Source organism: Hymenobacter properus (genome assembly GCF_015694735.1).
Taxonomy (GTDB): Bacteria; Bacteroidota; Bacteroidia; order Cytophagales; family Hymenobacteraceae; genus Hymenobacter; species Hymenobacter properus.
Window position 1 is genome coordinate 101,420 of sequence record NZ_JADQDP010000005.1, and the last position, 12,207, is coordinate 113,626.

At 62.4% G+C, this 12,207-nt stretch carries 9 protein-coding genes; 2 read left to right on the forward strand and 7 right to left on the reverse strand.

The window, feature by feature from the left end; genetic code table 11:
* Positions 1–49: 49 nt before the first annotated feature.
* Both I2I01_RS23600 and hutH read right to left on the reverse strand, forming a co-directional pair.
* Entirely contained in the window at positions 50–1,918 is a 1,869-nt protein-coding gene (locus I2I01_RS23600; RefSeq protein WP_196288322.1) for a T9SS type B sorting domain-containing protein, read from the reverse strand.
* Positions 1,919–2,193: 275 nt separating this feature from the next.
* A complete protein-coding gene (hutH, locus tag I2I01_RS20145; protein ID WP_196288323.1) occupies positions 2,194–3,687 on the reverse strand; it encodes a histidine ammonia-lyase in 1,494 nt (497 codons plus the stop codon).
* A 324-nt stretch (positions 3,688–4,011) separates the two neighbouring features.
* On the opposite strand from hutH, the gene I2I01_RS20150 reads away from it, so the two are divergent.
* Positions 4,012–5,367 carry a vanadium-dependent haloperoxidase gene (locus I2I01_RS20150; protein ID WP_196288324.1) on the forward strand — a complete coding sequence of 452 codons (1,356 nt, stop codon included), beginning with the start codon at positions 4,012–4,014 and terminating at the stop codon, positions 5,365–5,367.
* A gap of 131 nt (positions 5,368–5,498) precedes the next feature.
* On the opposite strand, the gene I2I01_RS20155 is transcribed toward I2I01_RS20150, so the two are convergent.
* The 3 genes from I2I01_RS20155 to I2I01_RS20165 are packed head-to-tail and all read right to left on the reverse strand — an operon-like array spanning position 5,499 to position 8,472.
* Complete coding sequence (locus I2I01_RS20155; protein WP_196288325.1) at positions 5,499–6,200, reverse strand: LytR/AlgR family response regulator transcription factor; 702 nt, start codon at positions 6,198–6,200, stop codon at positions 5,499–5,501.
* On the reverse strand, positions 6,197–7,312 hold the full coding sequence (locus I2I01_RS20160) for a sensor histidine kinase (RefSeq protein WP_196288326.1): 1,116 nt from the start codon (positions 7,310–7,312) through the stop codon (positions 6,197–6,199). Before I2I01_RS20160 ends, I2I01_RS20155 begins: the two co-directional genes overlap by 4 nt.
* Positions 7,309–8,472, reverse strand: coding sequence for a sensor histidine kinase (locus I2I01_RS20165; protein ID WP_196288327.1), 1,164 nt, complete (start codon positions 8,470–8,472; stop codon positions 7,309–7,311). Before I2I01_RS20165 ends, I2I01_RS20160 begins: the two co-directional genes overlap by 4 nt.
* 280 nt (positions 8,473–8,752) lie before the next feature.
* Between I2I01_RS20165 and I2I01_RS20170 the strand changes: the two genes are divergently transcribed.
* The gene (locus tag I2I01_RS20170) at positions 8,753–9,127 is read left to right on the forward strand and encodes a hypothetical protein (protein ID WP_196288328.1); all 375 of its coding nucleotides are present in this window, start codon (positions 8,753–8,755) and stop codon (positions 9,125–9,127) included.
* A gap of 127 nt (positions 9,128–9,254) precedes the next feature.
* Here I2I01_RS20170 and hisS read toward each other — a convergent pair whose 3' ends face one another.
* Positions 9,255–10,688, reverse strand: a complete 1,434-nt coding sequence (gene hisS / locus I2I01_RS20175) for a histidine--tRNA ligase (RefSeq protein WP_196288329.1) — start codon at positions 10,686–10,688, stop codon at positions 9,255–9,257.
* A 109-nt stretch (positions 10,689–10,797) separates the two neighbouring features.
* A complete protein-coding gene (locus I2I01_RS20180) occupies positions 10,798–12,138 on the reverse strand; it encodes a serine hydrolase (RefSeq protein ID WP_196288330.1) in 1,341 nt (446 codons plus the stop codon).
* Positions 12,139–12,207 lie beyond the last annotated feature (69 nt).

Here is a 12,207-nt window from a genome sequence, read left to right on the forward strand (position 1 = left end):
GCCCAAACGGGCGTTAAGGTTTGTTGCCGCGCCGAAGCCGGCCCGCGCTTTATTTCAGAATGTTGACCGTGCCCGTGGCCGTGAAGGGGCTGCCGTCCTCGTTGTTCTGGCTGAAGCGCCACACGTAGGAGCCCATGGCGGGGGCGTGGCCCCGAATGGTGCCGTCCCACACATCGGCCCGCTTGGTGCCCCGGAAAACCTCCTGCCCGTTGCGGTCCACCACCACAAAGTTATAGTTGTTCAGGTACTTGCCTTTCACTTCCAGCACGTCGTTCAGCCCGTCGCCGTTGGGCGTGAAAGCCGTGGGAATGGTGAGAAACAGCTGCCGCGTAACGGTGGCAATGTTAGAATAGCTATACATGCCCGCCGGCAGCCCCGCGCCACTGATTTGGAGGCGGTAGCGCAACGCTTGCCGGTCGGTGGGCGGCGTCAGGTCGGTGTAAGTATTGCCCGTGACGGTCACGCTGCCGGGCAGCACATTGTTGTCGGAGTCCAGGCGCAGGAGCACGTAGGTGGCCGGTTGGCTGGGGTCGGGGCCGGTGAAGGGCGTCCAGGACAGCACGGCGGTGCTGCCATCGGCATCGGCCGGACTGGCGCTGAGCAGGGCCGGGCAGGTGGTGGCGCTTTCAGGCGATGGGTTTTCGCATACATCGGTCTGGCGCAGCGAGTAGCAAGGTGGCGCGGCGCGTAGGTCGGCCAGAGCGGTAGAGTCGCGTGCGGGGCGCGCAGTGGTGGTGGTGGCCAGGTCGGTCGGTGTGCCCCCGCCGCTGGCCTTGCGGTAGTACAGCGTGCTGCCGGCGGGCAGCGTGGAGGGAGTGAGCAATGGCGTCAGCTCCACTACGTTGCGCACGTTGAAGCTGGCCAGCAGTTTGGGCTGGGGCGGCGGTAGGTTGGACTGCGTGAGGATGTTGATTTCGTTGGAAACCGACTTGCCGCCGCGCGGGTAGGTGGCCGTCACCCGGTAGCGGTAACGGGTCTTACAGGTTCCGGTAGCATCTTCCAGGCCGCCGGGAATGACGGTGAAGGCAGTGAAGGGAATGTCATCGCGCGTCACGGTATAGGTCGTGCCGGGCGCGCCGCCGTCGCTGAAAAGCAGTTGGTTGCGGTTCTGAGTTGAATTGCCGCTTAGGCTGATGGGGTAAAGCTGCTCAGAGGCGTCCGTTGGCCCGTTGCATGGGTCGGTGCGCAGCAGGCGGTAGCCGCTGTTCGTAACAGTAGCCAGCGCGAAGCTGGTGCTGCCGGCCGGCACGCTGGCCACCGTGGCGTAGCCGCCGGGCGCGCTGGCATCGGTACGTTGTAGAGTATAAGTATAGCCAGCTGGCAGCTGGCCCACAGCCAGCGTGGCCGCGCCGCTGGGCAGGGGCGCTTGCAGCGTGAACGAAGAGAGAAGCGGAGTTTGCGGAGCCGCCAGCGCCGGTACGGTCTGCGTCGAGGGCTGGCTTTCGCACAAGTTGGGGGCGGTGTAAAATCCCCGAACCGTTATGGACGTGGCTCCGTTCAAGGGAATGCTATTTGCCTTCGGCTGGCCGGCTGCAATGGTCAGGACCGCGCCGGTGCCGGCCTGGACGGTGTAGCTGTCGTAAGTAGCGTCGGTGATGGTAACCAGTGCATTGCTGCCGGGGCATGGCGCCACAGTGAAAGTGGGCGGTGCGTTGTCGTAGACGCGGAAGGTGCGGGTGTAGTAAGTTGAGCCGCGCGGTGGCGTCAATGTGTTATCGGCCGCGGCTAGCTCCGAAACAGTGATTATGCCGATATCAGCCCGTGTGGGCGTGTACACAAAAGGTGCATTCGGCGCGGAGGCCGGGGTGCAGGCCGGAAAGTCGGCGGCCGCTCCGACGCCGGGCTTCACGCCGTAGTAGAGGAAATTGTTGGGAATGTTGCGGCCAACAGTCTGGTCGAATCTGACGGCCCGACCCACGCATAAAGAAGTGACCCGCCTGCTGGACAGGATGTCAACCGCGTAGAAAGTACTGTCGGGCTGCGGTGTGCTGACGCAACGGGATGGCGGGGGGGATTGGGCGTGCGTTGTTGTCAGGTTCAATCCCAAAGCCAGAAACAAGCAAAAGCGGTAAACCCAATTCATAAGCTACATTCAAATCGCAGGAAAAGCACAACAGGCCCGTAACGCACAAAATTCAGGCCGCACAGGTTGGAGCAATACAATTGCCCTCCTTGACGAACCCACCTACCTATTTATTGCCAATCAAACGTGCGTACAAATGCGGCAGCTTTGTGCAGGTCGGGGTAAAGCACTCGGTCGCGCACCACAAACTTAACTTCTTCACCAAAGGCCTGCACCACGCGCTCTAACGCCGCCGAAGTACGGCCGGGCCGGCGGAAAGCCAGCGCCTGCACCGCCGTGAGCAGCTCAATGCCGAGCACCTGCTCCACATTGTCGAGCACGCGGCGGCTTTTGGTGGCGGCGTTGGCGCCCATGCTCACGTGGTCTTCCTGGCCGTTGCTGCTCACAATGCTGTCGACCGACGCGGGGGTGCATAACTGCTTATTCTGGCTCACGATGCCAGCGGCGGTGTACTGCGGAATCATCAGGCCCGAGTTCAGGCCAGGCTCGGCCACCAGGTAGGTGGGCAGGCCGCGCTGGCCCGAAATGAGCTGGTAGGTGCGGCGCTCCGAGATGCTGCCCAGTTCGGCCACAGCCACGGCCAGGTGGTCGAGGGCCAGGGCCAGGGGCTGGCCGTGGAAGTTGCCACCGCTCAGAATCAGGTCTTCGTCGGGGAAGATATTGGGGTTGTCGGTCACGGAGTTGCACTCGGTTTCGACTACCTGGGCCACGTAGGCCAGGGCATCGCGCGAGGCACCGTGCACCTGCGGCTGGCAGCGGAAAGAGTAGGGGTCCTGCACGGCGTGGCGCGGCTGGGTTTGCAGCTCTGAGCCTGCCAGCAGCTCGCGCAGGCGCCGGGCCACCGTCACCTGCCCGGCGTGCGGCCGAATGCGGTGCAGGTTCTCGTTGAACGGGTCGTCGCACCCCCCGAAGGCTTCTGTTGAGAGGGCCCCAATTACGTCAGCCGCGTTGGCCAGGCGCTGGGCGCGCAGCACGCCGTCCACGGCGTAGGCCAGCATGAACTGGGTGCCGTTGAGCAGGGCCAGGCCTTCTTTGGCTTGCAGGGCAATGGGCTGCCAGCTAAACAAGCTCATGGCATCGGCCGCCGCCAGTCGGTACCCTTGGTAGTTCACCTCACCCAGGCCCAGCAGCGGAAGGCACAAGTGTGCAAGCGGGGCCAGGTCGCCGGAAGCGCCCAGGCTGCCCTGCTCGTACACCACGGGGAGCAGCTCGCGGTTGTACATGGCCACCAGGCGCTCCACAGAGGCTACCTGCACGCCGCTGTGGCCGTAGCTCAGGCTCTGGGCTTTTAAGAAAAGCATGAGGCGCACCAGGTGCGGCGGCACTTCGGCCCCGGTTCCGCAAGCGTGCGACATCATCAGATTTACCTGCAGCTGGGCACGCTCCTCGGGCGCGATGCCCACGTTGTACAAGGAGCCAAAGCCGGTGTTGATGCCGTAAATCGGCTTATCGTCGTGGGCCAGGCGCTGGTGCAGGTACTCGTGGCAGGCCGCAATCTGGGCTTTGGCGTCGTCGCCGAGCTGCACGGTGCGGCCGTCGGCCAGCACGGCGCCCAGCGCGGCCAGGGTGAGGGGCTGCGCGGGCGAAATGGTATGGGTGGGCATTAAAAGAGGAGTGAGGGGCGGTTGGGGGTGGCTGCAAAAATAGGGGCATTTCGGTACCCCGGCTGCCCGGTCAACTCCGGAGTTTGCAGAGCTGAGGATGCGCGCACTCCCCGGCTGTGCCAAGCTTGCCACGCTCCAGCTCGGCTAGCAGCTGAGCCACCCTGTCGTTTGGCCGTCGTTTGCGGTTGTATGTCGACACTCGCGGGTAGCCGGGCTACAATTCAAGCACTGCCTCATCAAATCTGACAATTTTGGATTGTACCGAACGAATTATTACTGCCTCCAAACGAGGCGTTAGCCATTCTCATCACAGCCCAAATCGCCATGAAAGACGCATTACAAACGCTTCGCTCGTACCCCATTGGCCACGTGTTGCGGCGGCTGCCCCTGGCCCTCCTGCCCGCCCTGGCTGCCTGCTCCAGCTCCGATACGACTGAGCCGGCCGACCCTTCGCCCGCTACGGCCACGTACCGCGCCGGGGTTGCAGTTTCGTGGCTGAACCTGGAGATGAAACTGGCTCGCACCACCCCCGTGAACACGACCAATGCCTTAGGACGGCCGTTTGCCTACGCCGGTGTGGCGGGCTACGAAGCGGTGATGCCCGGCATGGCCGGCTACCGCTCTCTGGCCGGGCAGCTGAACGGGCTCAGTGCCCTGCCCTCGCCCGATAAAACCAAGCAGTACAGCTGGCCGCTGAGTGCCAACGCGGCCCTGGCTGCCATCAGCCGGGCCATGTTTGCCACGACCTCGGCGGCCAACTTGGCAACGGTAGACTCGCTGGAAAACGCCAACCGAACGGCCCTGCAAGCCGGACTCGACGCCGACGCCGTAGCGCGCTCCATCGACTTTGGGAAGAAAGTGGCCGGGGCCGTATTTGATTGGTCGAAATCGGATGGCTACGACAACCCGGCCACCTACACGGCGCCCACCGGCACGGGCGCGTGGGTGCCCACGCCGCCGGCGTTTGGCGCCCCTGCCTTTCCGTTCTGGGGCAGCAACCGCCCGCTGGTGGCCGGCAGCGGCGCCAACGCCGACCCCGGTCCGCCCGTGGCCTTCTCGCAAGCCGACGGCTCGCCCTTCGACCTCATGGCAAAAGAGGTGATGAACCAAGCCACTTCCCGCACCACCGACCAAACCGCCATTGCGCTGTTTTGGAACGACGCGCCGAATGGCCGCAGCTTCACACCCCATGGCCACTGGATTTCCATCCTGGCGCAGGTGCTGACCCGCGAAAATTCTACCCTCGACAAAGCGGCGCTGGCCTTTGCCAAGCTGGGCATCGCCATGAACGACGCCACCATTAGCTGCTTCAAAACCAAGTACACCTACAACCTGATGCGGCCGGTGTCCTACATTCGGCAGCTGCCGGGCCAGGCCAGCTGGAGCCCGCTCATTACGACGCCCGGCCACCCCGAGTACAGCGCGGGCCACGCCACAGTGTCCAGCGCTGCCGCGGAGGCGCTGACTGAGGTTTTCGGCTCTCCTTACGCCTTCACCGACCAAAACCAAGCGCAGTTTGGCCTGGGCACCCGCTCCTATGCTTCGTTTGAAGATGCTGCCGCCGAAGCTGGCCTTTCCCGGCTTTATGGCGGCATTCACTACCGGCCTTCTATCGAAAAAGGACTGGTGCAGGGCAAGCGAGTGGCGCAGAATATTAACGCCAAGCTGGGGTTTAAATAGGTCGGTTTCAATTTCAGTTGAACGGTCATGCTGAGCGAAGCCGAAGCATCTTTACCGCGCCCCTAAATCTAATTAGCGACGCGGGAGAGATGCTTCGGCTTCGCTCAGCATGACGTTTTGCTTTTTAATCGTCAGCCCAGCACTTCTTCCACCCGCTGGTGAAACAGGCGGCCAATCGGGAGTTCCTGGTTGGCCACTTCGATGTGGCGGGAGCTGTAAGTCCGAATTTTATCCAGGGCCACTATAAAGGAGCGGTGAATGCGCATAAAGTTGCTTTCGGAGAGCTTTTCCTCCATGCCGCTGATGGTCTGCTTCACCACCAGCGCCGGCCCCGCCACCAGATGAATCTTGATGTAATCCTTTAGGCCTTCGATGTAGAGAATGTCGCGCAGCACCACCTTCACCATCTTGCGGTCGATGCGGAAATAGAGGAAGGCTTCCGAAATGGCGGGGGCGGGGGGCGCCGGCAGGGCGGGGGCGTCGCCCGGGCTGGCTTTGGCCACGGCTTTAAGAAACCGCTCCAACGACACGGGCTTGAGCAGGTAATCCACGGCGTCGAGCTCGAAGCCCTCGTAGGCATACTCGCGGTAGGCGGTAGTGAAAATAACCTGGGGCGGGTGGCGCAGGCTGCGCAGAAAGTCGGTGCCCAACATTTTGGGCATCTTGATGTCGAGAAACAGCAGGTCGACGGGGTGCTGCTGCAGCAAGCCAAAGGCCTCAAGGGCGTTGCCGCAGGTGCCCACCAGCTCCAGGTGCGCCACTTCGCGCACGTAGGTTTCCAGCACTTCCAGGGCGGGCGGTTCGTCGTCGACCAATAAACAGCGAGTTTTCATATTGCCGTGGCGTAAGTAGGCGTTGAGGGCACCGGCTGGTCCATTGGCCTGGCAGCAGCCAGGGGCGCAGCTCGTAAATTCAGCATCACCAGAAAGGTGTCGGGCTCCGATACTATTTTCAGCTCGTGGCGGGTGGGGTAGAGGCGCGCCAGCCGGGCGCGGAGGGTGCGCAGGCCAAGGCCTTCGCCGCCCCACTCGGCCCCGTGGGCCTGGCTGTTAATAACCTTGATGGTGATTTGATGCGGCTTGGCCACCAGGTCGAAGCTTATCCAGGGGCATTCCAGCGCCGGGCCGGTGCCGTGCCGAAACGCGTTTTCGACGAGCGGCAGCAGCACCAGCGGCGCAATGTCATGCGCTGTCTCGTCGCCGCTGAAACTCAGCGACACGTCGACACCGGTACCGAGGCGCAGCTGCTCCAGGGCCACGTAGTGCCGCAGCATGGCCACTTCGTCGGCCAGAGGCACGGCGTCGAGCTGGCTGTCGTAGAGCATGTAGCGCAACAGGGCCGAGAGCTGCAGCACCGCCGCGGGCGACGAGGCGGCCTTATTTAGGGTCAGCTCGTACAGGGTGTGCAGGGTGCGGTATAAAAACTGCGGTTGCAATTGGGCCTTGAGCAGCTGCAGCTCGGTTTGGAGGCGCTGCTGCTGCAGCTGGGTGCTCAGCTGCCGCTGCTCGTACCAATGGTTGACGCCTTTGATGAAGGCCACGATGCCACCGGTGGCCACCAGGGCGAAGAAGCCAAACGTAAGGCCTCCTGTCACTTCCTGCCAGCGAAAAGGAGGGGCTGGTGGCATGCCCAACAATTGGGGCTGTATCACATGGTGGTAGAAAGCATACTGCAGGCCGGCCAGGCCCGCGGCCGCCACCAGCCACACCGCCAGCAGCCCCAGAAACAGAGCCACCTGCCCGCGCAGGAGCCGGGGCATCATGAAATAAAGCAGCGGATAGATGCAAACCAGCGAAATGGGCACCTGAATGAACAGGTACTCCCGCCAGTAGATATTGCGGCCGTTGGCAAAGTGCTCCGGCAGCTGAATCAGCAGCATGAAGCCCCACAGGCCAAACCAGAACAGGCCGTGCCGCGCCACCCGCCAGGCCAACGCGCGGTTCATACGTGCAACGGCTGGGCCAGTGAAACGGAACGGCGCGCCCGCACGTGCCGCGCGGTGCGGCGGGCCAAGGGCGAAAGGCGGCGGGCGGCGGGTTGCAAGGGCAGGGCCACCTCTACGCAGAACGTATGCTCGCCGGCTTCCACGGTCAGCCGGTGCCGCTGCGGGTAGAGCAGCGCCAGCCGCTGCCGCACGTTGTGCAGCCCAATGCCGGCCCGGGAGTCCGCCGGCTCGGCGTTTTTAGTGTTGGTGATGCGGCACGTAAACCAGCCGGCGGCGGCGGCCAGCCGAATGTGAATGCGGCAGTGGCCCACCTGCTCGGCCGAGCCGTGCTTAAACGCGTTTTCAACCAGCGGCAGCAGCAGCAGCGGCGCAATACGACCCGAGGCCGGCAGCTCGCCCACTTCCAGCCCCAGTTGCAAGCGGGGTCCGTAGCGCAGCTGCTCCAGGGCCAGGTAGTTACGCAGCAGGTTCAGCTCGGCGCGCAAACTCACCAGCGGGGTGTGGCTCTGCTCCACCACGAAGCGGAGCAGGCCCGCGAGGCGCCGCACCACGTCGGGCGCTTCGTCGGACTGGCGCAGCGTGAGGGCGTACAGGTTGTTGAGGGTATTGAACAGAAAGTGCGGGTGAATCTGGGCCTTTAGCAGCTGCAGCTCGGCCTGGAAGTTCTCGCGCATGAGCTGCGAGTTGGCCAAGCGCTGCTGCTGCCACTGCCGGTACACTCGCAAGCTGGCCGCGATGGCCGCCGTGAACAGCGGGGGTAGAATGCAACACACTGTGAAAGCGTTGTGCAGCTCTTGATATTCGGAGCTAACGCCGCGATTCCAGGGCACCACCACAAAGTAGCGGAAGGCATAGTGCACCACGCAGCTTGCCACGGCCCAGGCCGCCAGTCTGGCCACAAATCGGTTCCGGCCCTGGTCTTGCCACAGCGCAGGCAGCACGCCATACAGCAAGGCGTAAGTGAGCAGCGCGAAGTAAGCCTGGTGCAGCACGGTGTTCACCAGTCCCACGCGCCATTCTGGGGTGATGTGCAGGCCGTAGAGGTACAGCCACAGCATGAAGGAGCCGCTGGCCAGCCAGAACAGGCCATGCCGCAGCCACCACCGTTCGTCGATGAGCTGCAGGGCACGCGCCAGCCGGGGAGGGATTGCCTGAGTCATGATGCGAGAAAGAGTTAATAAGAATATAAATGTAACCATTCTTGAGTGGCTGTCAAGTAGCAAATTGGCTTTGTAGACCAACTACTTGGCTTCATCGACCAACGACCAACCCGTAGTTGGTCGACGGCCCAGCGCTGTGTTTCCGCGGCCCGCTGCCGCCGGGCGAATAGGCCAGCAATGGGTTTCCAGCTACTGCACCTTTGGCTTAGTCGACGGCCGGTTGCACTGGTCGCGGCTTGGTTCAGCCATTCTCATCATCCGCCCTTTGTTCCCATAAGCCATGAAAGCCCCCCTTCTTTTCCGCCTCAGCCCGCTGCTGCTTGTCTTTGCATCGACGCTGGTCCAGGCCCAAACGCCCACCCCCTCCACCGCCCCCGCCGGCTACTGGAACGTCGAAACCAACCGCCTTACCCACGACTACACCACTGTGCGCTTCTACAACTCGCAGGACCAGCTGGTGTACGAAGAGCGCATCGACAACCTATGCCTGAACCTAACCAGCAACCGCCCCGTTTGCCGCCGCACCATGGCCCAGCTCAACCAATCCCTGGCGCAGGTGCTCAGCAACCCCGCTGCCGCGGCTCAAAACCCGACCCTCTTGGCCCAGCAGTTCAGCGCCGACCGCCGCGTGCAGCGCGTGTACGCCTCCCGTTGAAGTAGTGCAAGCAAGGCCCCTATCCGGTGAGGCGGCACAGTTATCCGCCTCTGCCTTCTTTAAAACACGAAAGCTCCTGCCGCACGGCAGGAGCTTTCGTGTTTCTTACACCTACTCACACACTTTACTATTCCACCGTCAGGGCCGCCACCACTTTGCCTACGGGCAGCACGCGCTCCACGCCGGTTTGCATGATTTTGACTTTCACCACGCCGGCCGCTGCTTCCTCGGGGCCCATGATGATGACCAGCGGAATGCCCTTGGCATCGGCGTACTTAAACTGCTTTTGCAGCTTGCTGGCGTCGGGGTACAGCTCGCTGGGGATGCCGGCGGCGCGCAGCTCGGCCAGCAACGGCAGGGCGGCCCGGCCGCTGGCCACGTCGAAGTGGGTGATGAGGCAGCGGGTAGGCGTCTCGCCCGTCACCGTGAAGAGGTCCAGGGCCTCTAAGCAGTCGTACAGCCGGTCGACGCCAAACGAGAAGCCTACGCCCGATACACCGGGTAGCCCGAACGAGCCCGTGAGGTTGTCGTAGCGGCCGCCGCCGCTCACGCTGCCCATCTGCACGTTGTTGATTTTGACTTCGAAAATGCAGCCCGTGTAGTAGGAGAGGCCCCGCGCCAGCGTGGGGTCAAACTCCAGCCGGTCGAACTGCCGAAAACCGGAGGCCACTAGCAGGTCGCGTACCTCGGCCAGCTCGGTGAGGCCGCGGTAGTTGGCCAGCGGCTCGGGCGAGTCGGCCTCCACATCGGGGGCGGTGGGGCGCACGCCGTCGGGCTCCACGCCAGCCGTCACGAAGCCGGCCAGCAGGCGCTGCAGCTTCTCCTCGTAGGTACCTTCCACTGTCAGCAGCTCAAACAGCGTCTCGATAGTCGGCGCCGAGAAGCCGCGTTCCAGCAGCTCCTTACTCACACCGTCGCGGCCGATTTTATCGAGCTTATCAATGGCCACGAACAGGTCCGTTTCGCGGCCCTCGCCGCCCAGCGCCTGGTAGATGTTGCGCAGCACCCCGCGGTGGTTGATTTTGATGGTGAAGTCGTGCAGGCCGAGGCCGCCGAGCACCTGGGCCATCATCAGCACAATTTCGGCTTCGCAGAGCAGCGAGTCGGTGCCCACCACGTCGGCGTCGCACTGATAAAACTCGCGGTAGCGGCCGCGCTGCGGGCGGTCGGCGCGCCACACGGGCTGCATCTGGTAGCGCTTGAAGGGGAAAGTGAGGGTGCCGCGGTTCATGGCCACGTAGCGGGCAAAGGGCACGGTGAGGTCGTAGCGCAGGCCTTTTTCGGCCACTTTGGGCAGCAGGGCTTTCGAGCCGGTGGCCAGGTCGTCAGCCGTCACGTCCTTGGCAAAATCGCCGGAGTTCAGCACTTTGAACAAAAGCTGGTCGCCCTCGTCGCCGTACTTGCCGGTGAGCACCGACAGGTTTTCCAGCGTCGGGGTTTCGAGCGGCGCGTAGCCAAACGACTCAAACGTGCGGCGGATGACGTTGAAAATGTGCTGGCGGCGCGCCACCTGCGCGGGGCCAAAATCGCGGGTGCCCTTGGGAATACTCGGTTTTTGCATAACGGGGCAAAGGTAGGCAGGGCTGAGAACGAAAACGCCGCTTCCCTCGGTGGAGGAAAGCGGCGCTTGCTTCAAATGCAACTGCGGCTATTTCCGCCGAGAGCGCCGGCTATTCCTTCACAAACTCGGTTTCGACGCCGCCCTGTTTCAGCATAAAGCTGGGCTTGTTTGCATCGAATACGACCACGATGCCAGCCCGGTCAAATTTGTATACGTCTTTGCGCAAGGCCTCCATGGTAAGCACTGACTGGCCGGTGCCCTGTGATTTGAGCGTATTGCCGTCGCGTGTCATGGTGATTTTCAATGGCACCTTTGGGTTGGCGTAGGTGCCAACGTAGCGGTCAAGGTCAGCGGCGGCCGGCACGTAGGTGGAAGCCTCAAAATGGGGCAGGGCATAGGGCTGCCCGAAGTAGCTCCACCGCGCGGCCCGCGCTACCTCGCTCACGGGGTAGCTCTGGGCATTGGCAGTGATGGCCAGCGTGAGCTTCTCGGCGGGGAAATAGAACATGTCGGAGCGAAATTCATCGATGGCGCCGCCGTGTCCGTAGCTCACCCGGTCGCCCAGCGTCCTTTTAAGCAAGCCGCGCCCGTAACCGTCGCGCACGGTTTTCATGGCTTCCAGGCTGGCGGCCGACACCAGTTGGCCGCCAAAGAGTGCTTCGAGGAAATGATTTAGGTCGGTGGGCGTGGAAACCACGCTGCCCGCGCCGCCGGGAATGCTCATGTCGGTTTCGGGCGCCAACTTCCAGACGCCGTCGCTGGCTTCATACGGCAGGGCTTCCTGCTTGCGGGGGGTGATTTTGCCGCCGTAGTAGGTGTTTTTCAGCCCAATCTTATTTACCACGCGCTTTTCCAGGGCTTTCGCGTAAGGCATTTTGGTAAGGTCCTCCACGATATAGCCGAGCAAAACAAAATTGGTGTTGCTGTAAGCGGCTTTGGTGCCGGGCTCAAAGTCAGGCTTCATGTCTGCCATTCGGGCCAGCATCTGGGCCCGAGTTTGCGGCTGGGTCATGTAGCCTTTGTACGCAGCGTCGTTGGTGAAATTGTGCAAGCCGCTGTGATGGCTGAGCAAGTGGTCGATGGTGATGGTTTGGGCGTTGGGCAACTGCGGAAAAAAGGTCGCCAGTGGGGTTTCCAGCGTAAGCTTTTTCTCCTCAATCAGCTGGAAAATCATCGTAGCCGTGAACACCTTGCTGATGGAACCCACCCGGTAGCGCGTGGTAGCGGCGGCCGGGATGGTGGTGGCTCCATCGGTTTGCGTGTAGCCAAAGGCTCGGCTGTACAGTTCCTTGCCATCGTGGGAAACGGCCAGGCTCCCCATCATCTTTTTATTAGCAACCAGCGAATTAAGCAGGCTATCGACTTGCGCAGGCTTGAACTCCTGGGCCCAGGTTGAGAAGCTGCCCAAGCAAAACAGTGCCGCGGAATAGAGAGTAAAGTGTTTGGGCATATAAAAAAAGATGAATGTTGAAATTTTTTGAAATATATGTAAATAATATGGATAAAAGCACAAAACCCC